The 18,045-nt window shown below is 34.3% G+C and carries 15 protein-coding genes; 7 read left to right on the forward strand and 8 right to left on the reverse strand.

Annotation, left to right across the window (positions count from 1 at the left end):
• Positions 1 to 28: 28 nt before the first annotated feature.
• Both folE and U9966_RS09780 read left to right on the forward strand, forming a co-directional pair.
• Complete coding sequence (gene folE / locus U9966_RS09775; protein WP_306346387.1) at positions 29 to 685, forward strand: GTP cyclohydrolase I FolE; 657 nt, start codon at positions 29 to 31, stop codon at positions 683 to 685.
• Between the two features lie 48 nt (positions 686 to 733).
• Positions 734 to 2,515, forward strand: coding sequence for a cation:proton antiporter (locus U9966_RS09780; RefSeq protein WP_306346388.1), 1,782 nt, complete (start codon positions 734 to 736; stop codon positions 2,513 to 2,515).
• Between the two features lie 107 nt (positions 2,516 to 2,622).
• Here the strand turns inward: U9966_RS09780 and cdd are convergent, their stop codons facing one another.
• From cdd to nfo, 4 genes are all read right to left on the reverse strand, one after another.
• On the reverse strand, positions 2,623 to 3,519 hold the full coding sequence (gene cdd, locus U9966_RS09785) for a cytidine deaminase (RefSeq protein ID WP_306346389.1): 897 nt from the start codon (positions 3,517 to 3,519) through the stop codon (positions 2,623 to 2,625).
• Between the two features lie 10 nt (positions 3,520 to 3,529).
• Positions 3,530 to 3,889, reverse strand: a complete 360-nt coding sequence (gene folB / locus U9966_RS09790) for a dihydroneopterin aldolase (RefSeq protein WP_306346390.1) — start codon at positions 3,887 to 3,889, stop codon at positions 3,530 to 3,532.
• A 117-nt stretch (positions 3,890 to 4,006) separates the two neighbouring features.
• Positions 4,007 to 5,689, reverse strand: a complete 1,683-nt coding sequence (gene recN, locus U9966_RS09795; protein ID WP_306346391.1) for a DNA repair protein RecN — start codon at positions 5,687 to 5,689, stop codon at positions 4,007 to 4,009.
• Positions 5,690 to 5,824: 135 nt separating this feature from the next.
• On the reverse strand, positions 5,825 to 6,670 hold the full coding sequence (gene nfo / locus U9966_RS09800) for a deoxyribonuclease IV (RefSeq protein WP_306346392.1): 846 nt from the start codon (positions 6,668 to 6,670) through the stop codon (positions 5,825 to 5,827).
• 68 nt (positions 6,671 to 6,738) lie between these two features.
• On the opposite strand from nfo, the gene U9966_RS09805 reads away from it, so the two are divergent.
• Positions 6,739 to 7,293: a TorD/DmsD family molecular chaperone gene (locus tag U9966_RS09805; protein WP_306346393.1), complete on the forward strand. Its 555-nt coding sequence runs from the start codon at positions 6,739 to 6,741 to the stop codon at positions 7,291 to 7,293.
• A gap of 302 nt (positions 7,294 to 7,595) precedes the next feature.
• Here U9966_RS09805 and U9966_RS09810 read toward each other — a convergent pair whose 3' ends face one another.
• The 4 genes from U9966_RS09810 to sodA all read right to left on the reverse strand — a co-directional run bounded on the left by U9966_RS09810 (position 7,596) and on the right by sodA (position 12,235).
• Complete coding sequence (locus U9966_RS09810) at positions 7,596 to 8,987, reverse strand: Na+/H+ antiporter NhaC family protein (protein ID WP_306346394.1); 1,392 nt, start codon at positions 8,985 to 8,987, stop codon at positions 7,596 to 7,598.
• A gap of 130 nt (positions 8,988 to 9,117) precedes the next feature.
• On the reverse strand, positions 9,118 to 10,623 hold the full coding sequence (gene lysS, locus U9966_RS09815; RefSeq protein ID WP_306346395.1) for a lysine--tRNA ligase: 1,506 nt from the start codon (positions 10,621 to 10,623) through the stop codon (positions 9,118 to 9,120).
• Between the two features lie 122 nt (positions 10,624 to 10,745).
• Positions 10,746 to 11,300 carry a YqiA/YcfP family alpha/beta fold hydrolase gene (locus U9966_RS09820; protein WP_306346396.1) on the reverse strand — a complete coding sequence of 185 codons (555 nt, stop codon included), beginning with the start codon at positions 11,298 to 11,300 and terminating at the stop codon, positions 10,746 to 10,748.
• 314 nt (positions 11,301 to 11,614) lie between these two features.
• Positions 11,615 to 12,235, reverse strand: coding sequence for a superoxide dismutase [Mn] (gene sodA, locus U9966_RS09825; protein ID WP_306346397.1), 621 nt, complete (start codon positions 12,233 to 12,235; stop codon positions 11,615 to 11,617).
• Between the two features lie 323 nt (positions 12,236 to 12,558).
• Between sodA and tyrS the strand changes: the two genes are divergently transcribed.
• From tyrS to U9966_RS09845, 4 genes are all read left to right on the forward strand, one after another.
• Positions 12,559 to 13,746: a tyrosine--tRNA ligase gene (gene tyrS / locus U9966_RS09830; protein ID WP_306346398.1), complete on the forward strand. Its 1,188-nt coding sequence runs from the start codon at positions 12,559 to 12,561 to the stop codon at positions 13,744 to 13,746.
• 96 nt (positions 13,747 to 13,842) lie between these two features.
• A complete protein-coding gene (gene cmoB, locus U9966_RS09835; protein ID WP_306346399.1) occupies positions 13,843 to 14,808 on the forward strand; it encodes a tRNA 5-methoxyuridine(34)/uridine 5-oxyacetic acid(34) synthase CmoB in 966 nt (321 codons plus the stop codon).
• 138 nt (positions 14,809 to 14,946) lie between these two features.
• On the forward strand, positions 14,947 to 16,083 hold the full coding sequence (locus tag U9966_RS09840; protein ID WP_306346400.1) for an efflux RND transporter periplasmic adaptor subunit: 1,137 nt from the start codon (positions 14,947 to 14,949) through the stop codon (positions 16,081 to 16,083).
• Positions 16,080 to 18,032: a MacB family efflux pump subunit gene (locus U9966_RS09845; RefSeq protein ID WP_306346401.1), complete on the forward strand. Its 1,953-nt coding sequence runs from the start codon at positions 16,080 to 16,082 to the stop codon at positions 18,030 to 18,032. The genes U9966_RS09840 and U9966_RS09845 overlap by 4 nt, the downstream gene beginning before the upstream one ends.
• Positions 18,033 to 18,045 lie beyond the last annotated feature (13 nt).

An 18,045-nucleotide genomic window follows, 5' to 3' on the forward strand; every position in this document is an offset into this window, starting at 1 on the left:
TCCATCCCTCAACTATTAGAGAGAGACTATGAACACAACAACATTTGAAGCTGACAATGTGCGTAATGCGTTATTGGAAAAAGGTATTGAAACACCAATGATTACGCCAATCAAAGATAAAGAAAGCCGTAAAACGGAAATTCAGCAGCATTTTCAAGCTATTATGGAATTATTGGGGATGGATTTACGAGATGATAGCCTTGAAGAAACACCACATCGTTTGGCAAAAATGTATGTTGATGAGATTTTTAGTGGCTTAGACTACGATACTTTTCCTAAAATCACAAAAATAAAGAACCAAATGAAAGTGAGTGAAATGGTACTCGTCGATGAAATCACTTGTACTAGCACTTGCGAACATCATTTTGTCACTATTGATGGAAGTGTCTCTGTCGCTTATTACCCTAAAAATTGGATTATTGGCTTATCTAAAATTAATCGTGTTGTACAATTTTTTGCTCAACGCCCTCAAGTTCAAGAACGTTTTACTGAACAAGTGCTTACCGCCTTTCAAACTATTTTGGATACAGATGATGTTGCTGTTTTTGTCAAAGCAACCCATTTTTGTGTAAAATGTCGTGGTATAAAAGATACCCACAGCAAAACCATCACCTCTGCATTTGGAGGAGTATTTTTACAAGATAGAGAAACCCGTAAAGAGTTTTTAACCTTAATAAAAAAATAAGCGGTACGATCTTATTTAAAATTTACCAATTTTCGGAGTAATTCTATTATGGATTCAGCATTAATTTTATCCATCATTGTTGGATTAGGCATTGCCGCACAATGGTTAGCTTGGTATTTAAAACAGCCCTCTATTCTGTATTTATTATTAATTGGAATTTTAGTTGGACCTGTTTTAAATGTTTTTCATCCTGATGAAGTTTTAGGTGATCTGCTCTTCCCCTTTATCTCTCTTGGTGTTGCAATTATTCTATTTGAGGGCGCATTAACACTAGAATTTAAAGAAATTCAACATCATGGTAGAGTAGTTAAGCTCCTCGTTTCTGTTGGAATGCTCATTACTATTGCGGTTATATCCCTCGCAACTTATGGTTTATTTGATATAGACTGGCGAATAGCTTTATTATTTGGCGCATTAGTTTGTGTGACAGGTCCAACTGTTATTATTCCTTTGCTACGTAGTGTTTGTCCTAATAACTCTATTTCTAATATTTTAAAATGGGAGGGAATTTTAATTGATCCTATTGGTGCTATTGCGGTCGTTTTGGTTTATGAATATATTATTTCAGATGGTGCTTCTAATGGTTTTTTAACCTTTGGTACAATTATCCTTATTGCTGCAGCGCTAGGTATGGTTGGTGCGCTTATTTTAGCCAAATTAATTAAATACCATCTTATTCCTGACTACCTACGAAATGTGTTTGTACTTGCTTATGTTTTACTTCTTTTCTCTGTTTCAAATGCACTGTCTCACGAATCGGGATTGTTAACTGTTACTGTATTAGGGGTTGCTCTTGCAAACTGGAAAAACTTTCCTAAAGATAATATATTAGAGTTTAAAGAGTCCATCACAGTTTTATTAATCTCCGTATTATTTATTATTTTAGCCGCAAGAGTAGATTTAAATGCACTACTGAGTGTTGGATTCTCAGGCTTTGTACTATTACTCGTGGCAATGTTTGTTGCCCGTCCTCTTGCTATTTGGGTGTCTGCAATAGGTTCAAAATTAACATTCAATGAAAAACTAATGATCAGTTGGATAGGTCCTCGTGGTATTGTAGCAGCGGCTATTTCATCGCTTTTTGCGATACGCCTACAAGATCAAGGTATCAAAGGTGTAGAATTACTTGTTCCGTTAGTATTTACCATTATTATTGGAACCGTATTTATTCAAGGATTAGGAGCAAAACCTATTGCAACCTTTCTCAAAGTGCGACAAGTTGCCAATACAGGTGTACTAATTATTGGTTCTAATCCTGTGGCACTAATGATTGCAAAATCTTTGAATGATTTAGGCATTGAAGTGGTTATGGCAGATACTTATTATAACGGATTAGCCAAAGCCCGAATGATGGGGATACGTACTTATTATGGTAGTCCTCTCTCTAATCACGCAGATAATCACCTAGACCTAATAGGTATTGGTCACTTATTCACAATGAGTACAGATCGAGAAATGAACTTACTTTCAGCCACACATTACCTACACGATTTTGGCGAAAAAAATATTTTCCGTTTAGAGTTTAATGATGAAACAAATGTAACTGAACGTAATCAAAAACAGAATGGTTTTAACTTTAACTATCTATTTGGAAAAGATATTACTTACGCCAGATTGACCACAATGTTAAATAAAAATGCGAAAATTAAAGTGACTAATCTAACAGATAACTACAATTATGAAGAGTATAAAGCGAATAACCCTGCTTTTATTCCACTTTATACTGTTGATAAAAATGGATTGCTACACATCGTTAATGAAAGAAAAACAATCAAAAAGGATCGTAAATTAGTCTCTCTAGTTTTATCAGATGAAGAGATGAATTCATAGTTTTCTTTCACTCATATTTATCCACTCTTTCCCTTGCTTTTAAAGGGAAAGAGTTTCAAAATTGTAAATTTTTACTTCAATGTCACCGCTTGATATTACTTAATCTATTAAATAGAGATATATTCTATATCCATATCCAAATAAGCTTTCGCTAAACTTTCTGTTGCTTGCTTATGGCTTAAACCCGCTGCTTTTTCAACCATTATAATTTTTTGAATATTCACCTCACTTAAACTATTTAAGCGACGATAATTTAATGCACTTTGTAAAGGCGGAAAACTTGGATTAAAGGCTGCATTTTCTACATAACGTCCCGTCACAATTTCACCATTTTCTAAGGCTAATGCAATTCCACAATAGGCTTGGCTATAAGGTGCATGAGATTGATTAAGGGCTTGTAATGCTGCTTGAGTAACAGGTTCATTTATTGTTAAGCTAAACTGATGATCTTGATGATCAAAAAGCAATTCCGAAATTTCAAGATCTTTAGGACCAAAAGAATCTGGAAGATAACTATGCAATAAATTATTTTGAGAATGAGGTAAGTGAATTTTTAAATTTGAAGCGACATTAAGTTCATTTAGAAACTGACGGCAATGTCCACAAGGCGTATAATTAACAACAATATCGGTAATAGATTTTTCATTGCTATGCCAAGCGTGGCTAATTGCACTCTGCTCTGCGTGTACTGTTTGAGCAATGGCAACATTACTGTATTCTTGATTTGCTCCGAAATAGAATGTTCCTGATATTCCAATTGCTACCGCCCCAACATTAAAATTTGAGATTGGTGTTAATCCGTAGCAACTTGCGATAGGTAAACACTGTAAGGCTAATTCAATCGTTGATAACTGGAATTGCTGACATAATTCTGTTACTTGAACAGCAGATAACTGCCCTTTAAAATGCTGATGGGATAAATGTGTTACCACTGCTGAAATTACAGCATTATTTTCTTTTTGTGATAATTGTATCAAACGTTCTGAGATAGCTTGATGTTGCATAACTTTCCTCCTATTTTACTTTTGAACCTCTTTCTATTATCACGCCAACACTGCTCGCTTGTGACACTGCTTGAGGTTTGTGTAATTCAATTTTAAGCCACGGAATATTAAATTTTACGGCTAACAATTCTGCTAATCGGTGAGCGATAGTTTCAACCAAATCAAAATGTTGTGATTCAACAAAATTCATTACTTCTTGAGAAACCTCCGCATAATTTAAACAATCTTTCACATTATCTGACTGTGCTGCTTTTTCGAAATCCCATACCATTTCAATATTAAACACCAAAGGTTGTTTAATATTTTTTTCCCACTCATATACTCCTACAGAAGCAGAAACGGTCAATTCTTTTATAAATACGATATCCATATATTGATCTACTTTTATTTTATGCTTTACAACAAATATTATGAAATATAAGTGCTATACTAAAGTGTAATTCATAGTCCAATTTTACCTGAATTCATTTTTTAATTGTAATAATTTTTACTCTTTTTGAGACAAATCTAACATTTCTTGTGCATTTGCAAGCACCACTTTTGAAATTTTATTTCCTCCTAACAATTTGGCTAATGCGGTAACACGCTCTTCTGTCGATAAATAACTCATTCGAGTTTCTGTTTGCGCATCTTGAACAAATTTTTCTACATTAAAATGATGATGCCCATAACTTGCCACTTGTGGTAAATGTGTCACACATAATACTTGGCATCTTTTAGCAAGTTTACGTAATAGTTTACCGACGGCAGTCGCTGTTGAACCACTAATGCCCACATCAACTTCATCAAAAATTATCGTTGGTGTAGAAAGTTTATTTGCAGTAAGCACTTGAATGACTAATGAAATTCGAGAAAGTTCTCCTCCTGAGGCGATTTTAGCCAATGGCTGTGGTTCTTGACCTAAGTTACTTCTTAAATTAAAGATCACACTATCCGCTCCATTTACAGAAAATTTCTCAGGATTATGTTGAACATCAATAGAAAATTCACCATTCTCCATTGCAAGCTGTTTAATCTGTTTGGTGACTTGCTCTGATAATTTTTGACTTGCTTCTAGACGCTTTTGATAAATTTCTTCAGATAAAATTAAACATTGTTGATAGGCTAATTTTTCTTCGTAAATTAATTGCTCTTCACCGTCTTCAAAATTGACTAAATCTTGTAACTCTTGTTGCAATTGTCGATGATATTGCCATAGTTCTTTCGCTGTAATATTATGCTTACGAGCAAGGTTCATAGCCTTACTGATACGAGTTTCTAATTCATACAATAATTCAGGGTCTTGTTCAATATTATTCGCAATAGATTGAATATCGGCACTTGCTTCTTGAATTTGAATAAGGGCTTCATTTAGCATTTCTTGGATAGGACTATAATTCGCATCAACCTCAGCAAGCTCACCAAGATGACTAATGACAGAATAAAGCATAGAATCAATATTACATTCCGTATTCTCAGTTAATAAGTCTAAAGAGTGCTGAGAAAGAGAAATAAGCTGGTCTGCATTCGCTAAGCGGTTATAATTTTCTTCAAGCTCCTCAAACTCTCCTTGTTTTAAAGAAAACTCATCAAGCTCCTCGACTTGATATTGCAATAATTGTTTACGAGATTCATTTTCTAAACAACGTTGCTTATAAGATTTTAAATCTTTATTTAGTTTTTTCCATTTTGCATATTGCGTTGCCATCTTACTTAAAAGAGCGGTAAGGTTGGTATAATTATCCAAAATAGTTAATTGATAGTCACTTTTAAGCAATAATTGAGGGGCGTGCTGCCCATTAAGATGGATAAGATATTGCCCCAACTCTCGTAGTTGAGAAACAGGGAGAGGATGGTTATTTACAAATGCTTTAGAACGTCCTTCACTATTAAGTATTCGACGTAAAATACATTCTTGAGGGTTATCATCATCCAGTAATTCATATTTTGTTAACCATAGAAATGCTGGACTATTTGGTTGTATAGAGAATGTTGCTGAAACACTGGTCTTATTATTTTTATCACGCACCATCGAGCTTTCTGAACGATAGCCTAAACAAAGACCAAGAGCATCAATTCCGATAGATTTTCCTGCTCCGGTCTCGCCTGTAATAACCGTCATACCATCATTTAAAGCAAGATCAAGTTGACGAACAATAGCAAAATTATTAATCGTTAAATGAGTAAGCATAAAAAACACCCTATAAAAAACACTGTATGGATATATAGTAATACTGTTTTTTTAAACAGTAAAGAAGAATTTATATAGAATGTGAATTTTTTCTCAACATATTAATACTAAACGAGTTTTATATTAATTCTCTTATTATGCTGCTTGTAATGAATGCAAAAATGCAATTTCTTCGCACCAAATATCAGGATTAATGGTTTCTAACACTAAAGGAATATCATCAAAACGCTTATCATTCATTATATATTTAAATACATCGATGCCAATTGTTCCTTCTTGCAATGAGTGATGGCGATCCACTCGGCTACCTAACGCTGTTTTTGAACCATTCAGGTGCATTCCACGTAAATATTGAAAACCAACACTATTTTCAAAATCAGTAAATACTTGTTCACAACCTTTAAAACTAGAAATATCATAACCTGCCGAAAATGTATGACAAGTGTCTAAACAGACTCCCACTCGACTTTTATCATCTACTTGTTCAATAATCTCAGCTAAATGATCAAAATGCCAACCTAAATTTGTACCTTGTCCTGCGGTATTTTCTATGACAGCAATGACATTTGGCACCGTTGCAATTGCCATATTTAAGGATTCAGCAATACGACTTAAACAGTCTTTTTCAGACATTTTATTTAAATGGCTACCAGGATGAAAATTGAGTAATTTAATACCAAGTTGATCACAACGTTGCATTTCATCAATAAATGCTTCTCGAGACTTAGCCAAGTTCTCGGCATCAGGATTACCTAAATTAATAAGATAACTATCGTGAGGTAAAATTTGATCGGCACTAAAATGATGTGCCTGACAAAAACGTTTAAATTTTTCAATATTTTCTACCTTAAGTGGTGCTGCTTTCCATTGACGTTGATTTTTCGTAAATAATGCAAAAGCATTCGCCCCAATTTCAACCGCTCGTAACACCGCATTTTCTACTCCTCCAGCAGCACTTACGTGAGCACCAATATATTTCATTTTTTTGTCCTTATCTTTATCTTGTGTATAATGTCTTTTTTAATTCTAATAGGTCATTTTAAAGTATTATGAGCGAAACCACCATTAACGATTTTTCATTACTATGCCGTTTATTTGGCAATCTTTTTTACCGCGACCCCACCGATCCCATTTTAAGTGAATTATTTGAATGGTTAAAACAGGGTAATTTACGCTCAGATTGGGCATTAAGCCTTGACACTCAAAGTGATAAAGCCTTAGATACGATAGAAAAACTCGCTAACCCTACTGAACTAGCGGTCAGTTATAACGAACTTTTTGCAAAAAATGGTAATATTGATACCGCTATATCTAGCTATGATATCAATATTCAAGATTTTATAGTTTTCCGCCAACAACGAGGAATGCCAGTATTAGAAAATCCTGATCACGTCGCATTACTACTTTTAACTGCCTCTTGGATTGAAGATAATCTTGATTCCGTTGAAGCCCAAAAAGATCTTTTTCAACGTTTTTTACTCCCTTGTGCCAGTAAGTTTTTAGGTAAAGTCGAAGCTTTTGATACCAATTTTTACAAAGCCCTCGCCCAACTCACTCGCGATGCCTTGAGTGCTATGGCGGATGAGTTGGAAGAAGTGGAATAAATAAAAATTTCTGTATATAAAAAGTATAGAATATGAACTGCACATAAAATAGAGATGTTTATTCTTTTTTATTTCTATCAGGACAACCGCAAACTATTACTATTAATTTTCATAAATTAATAGTAATAAACAGGACAAGATCCATACTTTTGCAGGGTAAATTACTAGCAGTTGTTTTAAGACTCATTTAGTTTCTATAATTAATTGGTAAGGTTTTTGCAATTAAAACTAAGACAAGTCGTACTGCTAGTATAAAACACAAACTCAAAATGATCTTTACTTCAAATTTACAAATTTTATCTTTAATGTGACCGCTTACTTGGAATAACTAATGTGATCAATACACTTAAATAGCAAAAAAATGCGTAAGGTAAGTAATCAATTACACTTACATTTAATTGCTGAGCAATAAACACGCCACATACACTCCAAGGTACAAGTGGATTGACCACAGTTCCTGCATCTTCGAGAGTACGAGATAAATGTTTACGCTCTAAACCTAAACGATCATAAATGGGTTTAAAGGTTTCGCCTGAAAGCAGAATACTTAAATATTGTTCTCCAATTAAGACATTTACCCCTACGCTAGTCATTGCAACGGCAATAGTTGCTCTCAAACGGTTATTTAACCAGTCTGCTATTTCTTTTAATAGACGAGGAATAACACCTAATGCAAATAATAACCCCCCCATACTCACAGCTAACAGTACAATAGTTAAAGTAAAGAACATACTTTGTAAACCACCACGACTAAACATTCGTACTAAATCAGGTGCCCATTCAGGATTTGGAACAAAACCAGCGAAAAAATATGTACCATACTGAGAGAAATCGTTATAGCCAAAAAATAGTGCAATCACAACGGCTAATAATGAGGTATAAATCATTGCCATTATTGCAGATACTCGCATTACCGCTAAACAGATAAGTAATACAAAAGGTAATAAAGAGACTAAATGCACTAAATTGGTTTCCCTTAATGCCTGTCTAAATATTTCAATACGAGCAATATTACCTACTTCACTATGGTTAAAAGAGGATAGACCAATGTAAATTGCACAACAAAGTATCAATGCGGGAATTGTGGTACGTGACATATTTTTGATATGATCAAAAAGATCAATATCTACAGTTGCAGCTGAAATGGTGGTTGTATCAGAAAGTGGTGACATTTTATCGCCTAAAAATGCACCTGAAACTATTGCCCCTGCTGTAATCATTGCATTGGCATCAAATGCCTCTCCAATCCCCATAAAAGCGACACCTAAAGTTGCCACAGTAGTCAAACTGCTTCCTAATGAAATCCCAATAATTCCGGTAATTAAAAAAACTGACACATAAAAATAATTGGCACTCATCAATAATGTACCGTAGTAAATTAAGCTGGGAATTGCTCCGCTCATTAATAATGCAGTAACCAAAATACCAATAAAAAAGAATAGATATAATGCTCCCACACTAGACATTAACGAATCTGCCATTGCTTGTTGCATTTTGTTATAAGAAATTCCTTTTACTCGCCCATAAATCAATAAACAAAGCATAACAAAAGCAATGCCAATATGTGGTGCCCAACCTGTTCCAATAATTAAAAAAGAAAGCAACGCAACTGTTATTACCGATACAATACTTGCCTCTAAAAAAGAAGGTTGATGCAAAAAATTTTGCTCTTCAAGATTTTCTTGTTGTGTCATAAATAATTCCTTATTCTTGTTATCTATTTATACATTTTTATTTACCTAAGTGTTCTTTTATAAACTAAAAATCCCTTTTCTGCAACAACAGAAAAGGGATTTTTTTAATTATTTTACAACCTGTTACGAATTACACTTTTTGACGCATTGCTGGGAATAAAATCACATCACGAATTGACGGTGCGTTTGCAAAAATCATTGCTAAACGGTCAATTCCTAAGCCTTCTCCCGCTGTTGGTGGTAAACCGTGTTCTAATGCAACCACAAAGTCATCATCATAGAACATCGCTTCATCATCACCCGCTTCTTTTGCTGCAACTTGATCTTTAAAACGCTGAGCCTGATCTTCTGCATCATTTAATTCTGAGAAACCATTACCGATTTCACGACCACCGATAAATAATTCAAAACGATCCGTTACTTCTGGATTTTCATCATTACGACGTGCTAATGGTGAAATTTCTGCAGGGTGCGAGGTTAAGAAAGTAGGTTGAATTAATTTATGTTCAGCAACTTCTTCAAAAATTGCATTAACTACTGAACCTAAGCCCCAAGATTTTTGAATTTCAATCCCTAAACCTTTTGCGATTTCACAAGCTTTTTCAAAATTATCTAAATCTTCACGAGCAATACCGTTGCCATATTTTACAATCGCATCGTGCATTGAAATACGCTCAAATGGTTTACCGAAATCAAAGGTATAATCGCCATAAGGTACGGTTGTTGTACCTAAAATATTGATCGCTAAACGGCGTAATAGTTCTTCGGTATTATCCATTAAATCAATGTAATCTGCATACGCTTGATAGTATTCAATCATTGTAAATTCAGGATTATGACGCACGCTAACCCCTTCATTACGGAAGTTACGGTTTAATTCAAACACACGCTCAAAACCACCCACCACAAGGCGTTTTAAGTATAATTCAGGCGCAATACGTAAATACATATCCACATCTAACGCATTATGGTGCGTGATAAATGGACGTGCTGCCGCACCACCAGGGATTACTTGTAACATCGGCGTTTCCACTTCAATAAAGTCTTTTTCTAAGAAATATTGACGGATTTCACTAATCACTTTTGAACGAATTAAGAAAGTATTACGAGAATCTTCGTTTGAAATCAAGTCTAAATAACGCTGACGATAACGTGTTTCTTGATCACTTAAACCGTGGAATTTACCAGGAAGAGGACGTAATGCTTTGGTTAAAAGTTGAACTTCACGACAACGAACTGTTAATTCGCCAGTTTTGGTTTTAAATAATTCACCTTTAACCCCAACAATATCGCCAAGATCCCATAATTTTACTTTGTCGTTATACTCGCCTTCTGGCAAATTATCACGAGCAATATAAAGCTGGATTTGTCCACTGACATCTTGAATAGTCATAAAAGAGGCTTTACCCATCACTCGACGTAACATAATACGTCCTGCCACTTTCACTTCAACGTGCTGTTCTTTTAATACTTCGCCCTCAATTTCAGCATAAGTACCTTGTAAATCTTTGGCTAAATTTTCACGACGAAACGTATTTGGAAATGGATTTCCTTGCTCACGAATATGGTTTAATTTCTCACGACGAGCTAACATCTCACCGTTTAAGTCTAATTCTTGATTTTGTTGTTCAGACATTTTGTTTCCTTCAAATTACAATACATAAAATTGTGGAGGATTATACTGTATTTTCCATAAAATTGATATTTCAAAATAAAAATAAGCGGTCAGATTTTGTAAAAAATTTGCAAAAATAAAAACTAAAATTGATCCATTAAATCCAATACTTTCTCAAAACGACTAAAACTATGGTTACCATCATTAAAAATAAGTTGGTTACAATCTTTATAAAGTGTCAATGCTAATTGATAATTTAAAATTTCATCGCCTTTTTCAATCATTAACAAAAAATTATTTGGTTTAGTGATTTCACGCACATCCATATTATTTAAAATATCAACATCTTGCTGTGTAAAAATAATATTATTATCAGAATGCCACGCCTTATGTGAACCAATTCTACTTTCCAATACTTGACCTACTTTTACGGCTGGATTAATAAGAATAGCTTTTAAATCAAACTCTTCACTTAAAATAGTAGCATAAAATCCACCCAATGAACTTCCAACTAATTTAATTGGTTTCTCAGTGTGAATAATCAATTCTCGAAGTTGTTGCATTGCGAGTTGAGGGTTAGGTGATAAATCGGGACAACACCATTCTTCTTCTCTGCCCTGCTGTTGTAACCATTTTTTTAACTGCTGAGCTTTTGTTGATTTTGATGAAGATAAAAAACCGTGAATATAGAGAAACATAATCAGATTACCAATAAATATAATATTAGTATTAAAGCTTATACTTTTAATTTAGATGATCAATTCTTTTCATCACTTTTATTTAAACGTACAGGAAAATCATTGTTCGATTTAGTCATTCTAAACAAACAATGATTAACACAGTAATCACAAAAAATCTCTCTGTTCCGAAAAATCGATGCCAAAACTATCTACTACGCTAAAAAACTTAATGAGACTGAGATATTACCTACGTTTTGTACCTTGTTTAAGATAATTTTGGCGATCAACAGTAAATATGTTTGAATTGAGAACACTTCCTAGTAATTACTTAATTATACTAACGCTTGAAAACGACGTTCTGCTTCATCCCAGTTTACAACATTCCAGAATGCTTTAATGTAGTCTGGACGACGGTTTTGATAATTGAGATAATAGGCGTGTTCCCAAACATCTAAACCAATAATTGGCGTACCAGAAACCCCAGCAACATCTTTACCCATTAGTGGTGTGTCTTGATTAGGTGTTGAAACAACGGCTAATTTACCATTTTCAATCACTAACCACGCCCAACCAGAACCAAAACGTGTAGCAGCAGCTTGTTCAAATTTGGTTTGAAATGTTTCAATAGAACCAAAATCACGCTCAATGGCTTCTTTTAGTTTTCCACCTAACACAGTACCTGTTTTTAAACCTTTCCAAAAGAAACTATGATTCACGTGTCCACCTGCATTATTGCGCACGGCTGTACGTTTTTCTTCAGGCACTTTATCTAAATTAGCAATAAGTTCTTCTGGCGTTAATGCTAATAATTCAGGTGTTGCTTCTAAAGCAGCATTTGCATTATTTACATAAGCTTGATGATGCTTTGAATGGTGAATTTCCATTGTTAATTTATCAAAATGTGGCTCTAATGCATCGTAATCATAATCTAATGCCGGCAGTATATATGTCATTGTTCACTCCTAAAATAAAACGTAATAAATGTAATTGATTTGAAATACTAGTTAATAACCTTAACATTTTTTTGACTAAAAATAAACATAACAATAATTTCTTATTGTTAGATATAGAATTATAGTTTGTAAATGATTGTAAATTATATTGCTCTGTCAATGATAATTGTTATCATTAGCGCACTTAAAAAATAATAGGTAATCACTCCAACTCTTTGCACCTTATCACCCCCACAAGATAAGGTGCTTTTTTTCGCTTTTTTTTTCTATTCTCGTTATAATAACCAAATGTTCATTTTAAACTTCTTAAATAAAGGAAATATATGTCTATTGAAACTCAACTTGCCGAATTAAAACGTGGCGTAGAAGATATTTATTCAGAAAATGATTTAATTGAAAAATTAAAAGAAAATCGTCCATTACGTATTAAATTGGGAGCAGATCCAACCGCACCAGATATCCACTTAGGGCATACGGTGGTGTTAAATAAATTACGTCAATTCCAGCAGTTAGGTCACGAAGTGTATTTCTTAATTGGGGATTTTACGGGTATGGTTGGCGATCCGTCAGGTAAAAATGCGACTCGTCCACCTTTAACCAAAGAAGATGTGTTACGCAATGCGGAAACCTATAAATCGCAAATTTTCAAAATTTTAGATCCTGAAAAAACCAAAGTAGTATTTAACTCAGAATGGTTAAGCCAGCTGGGAACAGAAGGAATGATTCGCCTTGCATCTAACTATACCGTTGCTCGTATGTTAGAACGTGATGATTTCAAAAAACGTTTTGCAAATAATCAATCTATTGCAATCCACGAATTTATGTATCCATTATTACAAGGTTACGATTCAGTTGCCCTTGAAGCTGATGTAGAATTAGGCGGAACAGACCAAACGTTCAACCTATTGGTAGGACGTGAATTGCAAAAATCGAACGGTCAAAAACCACAGGTTGCAATGACATTACCATTGCTTGAAGGCTTAGACGGCGAGAAAAAAATGTCTAAATCATTAGGTAACTACATCGGTGTTTCTGACACGCCAAGCGAGATGTTTGGTAAAGTGATGTCAATTTCTGATGAGTTAATGTGGCGTTGGTACGACTTGCTTTCATTTCGTTCATTAGAAGAAATTGCAAAATTCAAAGAAGAAGTAACCGCTGGTCGCAATCCTCGTGATGTGAAAATTCTGTTAGCCAAAGAAATTATCGCTCGTTTCCACTCGGAAGCTGACGCTGACGCTGCGGAACAAGAGTTTATCAACCGTTTCCAAAAAGGGGCAATGCCAGATGAAATGCCTGAATTTACCTTTGAAGGCGAGATGGGATTAGCGAGCCTATTGAAAGAGGCGGGATTATCGCCTTCAACCTCAGAAGCAATGCGTTCTGTAAAAGGTGGCGGTGTGCGAATTGATGGCGAGAAAGTGGAAGATCCACGTTTAACGATCAAGACTGGCACAACGGCGGTTTATAATGTCGGTAAACGTAAATTTGCTCGTGTTACTGTAAAATAAGCGGTCAAATTTTTAAATAAATTTACCATTTTATTCCTGTGGAGACGTAGCCTGCTACGTCTCTACGTATTTGTTCATACATAGAAATAATTAACAATGATAGATTTTCGTCCTTTTTACCAACAATTAGCAACAAGTTCGCTTTCTCACTGGCTTGAAACCTTACCTTTACAAATGAAGCAGTGGCAAACCCAAGTACACGGTGATTTTGAAAAGTGGGAAAATGCCCTAAAACATTTACCTGTGAAAACAGCCTCTATTAATTTAAAAGATAAAGTAGAAGCCATTGAAAGTGAGCCTTTATTATCACAAGGGGAAAGACAGCGTTTTATCCATAATTTAAAATTGCTTAAACCGTGGCGAAAAGGTCCTTATCATTTGTATGATGTGCATATTGATTGCGAATGGCGTTCTGATTTTAAATGGGATCGTGTCTTGCCTCACTTATCGCCATTAAAAGATCGCACCATTTTAGATGTCGGTTGTGGCAGTGGCTATCATATGTGGCGAATGGTAGGCGAAGGAGCAAGATTGGTTGTCGGCATTGATCCAACGGACTTATTTTTATGCCAATTTGAAGCAGTGCGTAAATTATTAAATAATAATCGCCAAGCACATTTAATTCCGATGGGGATTGAAGAAATGCAACCGCTGAAAGCTTTTGATACGGTGTTTTCAATGGGGGTGTTATATCATCGCAAATCACCTTTTGACCATTTTTTACAGCTTAAAAACCAGTTACGTAAAGGGGGCGAGTTAGTGCTTGAAACCTTAGTGATTGATGGGGGTGTCAATGATGTGCTTGTGCCAAGCGATCGCTATGCAAAAATGCGAAATGTGTATTTTATTCCGTCTGTACCAGCTCTGATCAGTTGGTTGGAAAAAGCAGGCTTTAAAAATGTGCGTTGTGTTGATGAAGCAGTAACAACGGTCGAAGAGCAACGTCGCACTGAATGGATCGACACTGAATCCCTTGAAGATTTTTTAGATCCACAGGATCATTCTAAAACGATCGAAGGTTATTCAGCACCGAAACGTGCCGTGATTATTGCGAATAGTTAATCATAAGCGGTACGATTTTGATAAAAATTTACTCTTTTGAAATAAATAATCTTTTTGGGAACTATTGACTAAATGGACTAGTCATATAAAGAATATAACCTATCTATCTTATCTTCAAATAACATAAGGAATCGTATTTTGAAGTTTCATAAAAAATTAAAGCACACCATTATCCTCTTGTTATTAGTTGTAGTAATTGGCTTCTACTTATTACCAAATAATGAAGAACCTCAAAATATTATTTTTCCAGTCACATTGGGAAAAATTGAAAAAAGAATTCTAGCAACTGGTAAAGTACAAGCATTGACAAAAATTGATGTTGGTGCACAGGTTTCTGGTCAAATAAAACAAATTTTGGTGAAAGAAGGACAAAAAGTTAAAAAAGGTGATTTATTAGCTATAATCGATCCTCAATTAGCGGAAACAGAACTAAAGTTAGCACTGGCAGAATTAGAAAATCTCCGAGGAAATTTAGCTATTAAATCAGAACAGCTAAAACAACGACAAATGGATGTTGAGCGTCAATATACTTTAATGCAGAAAAATGCAACATCAAAACAACTCTTTGAAACATCTAAACATCATTTAAGTATTACTAAAGCTGAAGTGAGAATTGCACAGAGTAATTTAGCGAGTGCACAAATTAAAGTAGAGAAATCCCAAACTCAATTACGTTATACTGAAATACGCTCGCCAATGGATACAACCGTTGTTTCTGTTACTGCCAAAAGTGGACAAACTTTAGTTACCACACAACAAGCACCTATTCTGATGCAATTAGCTGATATTGAAACAATGCAAATTGAAACTAACATTTCAGAAGCGGACGTTATTTCTATTAAAATAGGAGCTCCGGTTTCATTTACTTTATTAGGAAAGCCTGATAATAAGCACTATTCTAAACTAGATAATATAAAACTTATTCCAACCGCAAACGATCAAAAAGCGGTTTATTATTACGCCACTTTTAAAGTCCCTAATCCAGAACATAAACTACGTATAGCAATGACTGCTTCTGTTTCAATTTTGTTAGATAAAAAAGAAAATGTATTGACTATCCCTTTATCATTATTAGGGAAAATGATTCAACCCAATCAATATTATGTGACCGTATTACAAGAAAATGGAAACCAAGAGCAACGACTTATTACAACGGGATTACAAGATAATTCACAAGTTGAAGTAGTCAAGGGACTATCATTGAAAGAGCGTGTTGTATTATCAACAGATATTTTATCTTCAAATAATAATGAAAATGAGTATAAAATATTATGATAAATCAACCATTAATTGAATTTAAAAATATCACACGTCGTTATTGTAATGGAAATATTGAAACGACTGTACTTAAATCCATAGATCTACAAATTTATCGTGGCGAAATGATTGCGATTGTAGGAAGTTCAGGTTCTGGAAAATCGACGTTAATGAATATCCTTGGTGCACTAGATATTCCTGATGAAGGAGAATATTTATTTCAAGGACGTCGTATTACGGATTTATCAAATGAAGAATTAGCAAAATTACGCTGTAATCATTTTGGTTTTATTTTCCAGCGTTATCATTTATTGCCTCATTTAAGTGCAATTGAAAATGTAGAAATTCCCGCAATTTATTCTTTGATGGATAAAGAAAAAAGGAAAATCCAAGCAAAAAACCTATTATACCGTTTAGGACTACAAAAACAGTTAGAGCAAAAACCAAATCAACTTTCAGGAGGACAACAGCAACGAGTAAGTATTGCTAGGGCTCTAATAAATGGCTGCGAGGTTATTTTAGCCGACGAGCCTACGGGAGCTTTAGATAGTCAAAGTAGTAACGAAGTCTTGGAGGTCTTAAAGGAATTACATCAACAAGGGCATACCATTATTTTAATTACTCACGATATGCAAATCGCTAAACATACTGAACGTATAATTACACTGAAAGATGGTGAGATTATCTCCGATAAAAAACAAAATCCCTCTCCTAAATATACAAGAATAAAACAAACATTAGTAGAAAACAGTACAAAAATAACATTTCTTGATATCTTGTATCATTACAATGAGTCACTTATTATGGCACTAAGTATGATGAAAGCACATAAAATGAGATCCTTTCTAACAATGCTTGGCATTATTATTGGGATTGCTTCTGTGGTCAGTATTATTGCATTAGGAGAGGGGGCAAAACATAAAGTATTAAGTGAATTTAGTTCTTTAGGAGCTAGTACTATTGGTATTTTTCCAGGTAAAAATTGGGAAGAGAGTGATCCCACTAAAATTCAAACCCTCACTATTAATGATTTAGATCTATTAAGTAAACAGCCTTATATTCTTGGAGTCAGCCCTGGATTACAATCTTTTTCAAAGATGCGTTTCCTAAATAAAACAATTCCTGTTTCTGTAAATGGTGTAAGTCAGGATTTTTTCTCACTGAAAAAATATAAACTATTATCGGGACGTTTATTAAAACCAATAGATATTAGCTCTAATCAGGCAGTTGGTGTTATTGATGAAATATCAAAAACAGCCATTTTTGGGAAAAAGACAGCTATCAATAATATTGTTTTTATTGAGAATGTCCCCATTCTAATTATAGGAGTAGTCAAATCTCCCTCTTTATTTTCAGACAGTCAAACTGCACATATTTGGCTTCCTTATAGTGCAATGAATAGTCGCATTAATAATCAAGACTATTTTCAGCGAATTTCAGTTCATCTAAACAAAAATATCACACCAGCAATGGCTGAACTAAAAATAACTGATCTTTTAACAGCAAGTCATGGACGAAAGGATTTTTTCACGTTTAATAGTAATAAATTATTACAATCCTTAAATCAAACCACACAAACATTAACATTAATGATTTCAGCGATTGCTTTTATTTCATTGGTTGTTGGAGGAATTGGGATAATGAATATTATGCTGGTTTCTGTAACTGAACGAACCAAAGAGATTGGTATTAGAATTGCAGTAGGAGCGAAAGAAAAAGACATTCTACAGCAGTTTTTAATAGAAGCGATAGTTGTCAGTTTAATTGGTGGAATAATAGGCGTGCTCTTTTCTCTTTTTATAGGCAGTATTTTTTCATTAATAGTAGAAGGAATTAAAATGCAATTTACCTTTTCATCATTTGTTATTGCATTTTTTTGTTCATCATCAATTGGCATTATATTTGGCTATTTCCCCGCAAAAAATGCAGCTCGCTTAAAGCCAGTAGATGCACTCTCTCGGGAATAGTTAAAAATCACCA

Source organism: Pasteurella atlantica (assembly GCF_963693435.1).
In the GTDB taxonomy this organism is placed as follows: domain Bacteria; phylum Pseudomonadota; class Gammaproteobacteria; order Enterobacterales; family Pasteurellaceae; genus Phocoenobacter; species Phocoenobacter atlanticus.

Bases quoted from the DNA above. Each gene is read 5' to 3' on its own strand.
- U9966_RS09805 (WP_306346393.1), top strand. From the start codon at position 6,739: ATGAGCGAAACCACCATTAACGATTTTTCATTACTATGCCGTTTATTT.
- folB (WP_306346390.1), bottom strand. From the start codon at position 3,889: ATGGATATCGTATTTATAAAAGAATTGACCGTTTCTGCTTCTGTAGGA.
- cdd (WP_306346389.1), bottom strand. From the start codon at position 3,519: ATGCAACATCAAGCTATCTCAGAACGTTTGATACAATTATCACAAAAA.
- folE (WP_306346387.1), top strand. From the start codon at position 29: ATGAACACAACAACATTTGAAGCTGACAATGTGCGTAATGCGTTATTG.
- nfo (WP_306346392.1), bottom strand. From the start codon at position 6,670: ATGAAATATATTGGTGCTCACGTAAGTGCTGCTGGAGGAGTAGAAAAT.
- U9966_RS09810 (WP_306346394.1), bottom strand. From the start codon at position 8,987: ATGACACAACAAGAAAATCTTGAAGAGCAAAATTTTTTGCATCAACCT.
- U9966_RS09780 (WP_306346388.1), top strand. From the start codon at position 734: ATGGATTCAGCATTAATTTTATCCATCATTGTTGGATTAGGCATTGCC.
- lysS (WP_306346395.1), bottom strand. From the start codon at position 10,623: ATGTCTGAACAACAAAATCAAGAATTAGACTTAAACGGTGAGATGTTA.
- U9966_RS09820 (WP_306346396.1), bottom strand. From the start codon at position 11,300: ATGTTTCTCTATATTCACGGTTTTTTATCTTCATCAAAATCAACAAAA.
- tyrS (WP_306346398.1), top strand. From the start codon at position 12,559: ATGTCTATTGAAACTCAACTTGCCGAATTAAAACGTGGCGTAGAAGAT.
- recN (WP_306346391.1), bottom strand. From the start codon at position 5,689: ATGCTTACTCATTTAACGATTAATAATTTTGCTATTGTTCGTCAACTT.
- cmoB (WP_306346399.1), top strand. From the start codon at position 13,843: ATGATAGATTTTCGTCCTTTTTACCAACAATTAGCAACAAGTTCGCTT.
- sodA (WP_306346397.1), bottom strand. From the start codon at position 12,235: ATGACATATATACTGCCGGCATTAGATTATGATTACGATGCATTAGAG.
- U9966_RS09845 (WP_306346401.1), top strand. From the start codon at position 16,080: ATGATAAATCAACCATTAATTGAATTTAAAAATATCACACGTCGTTAT.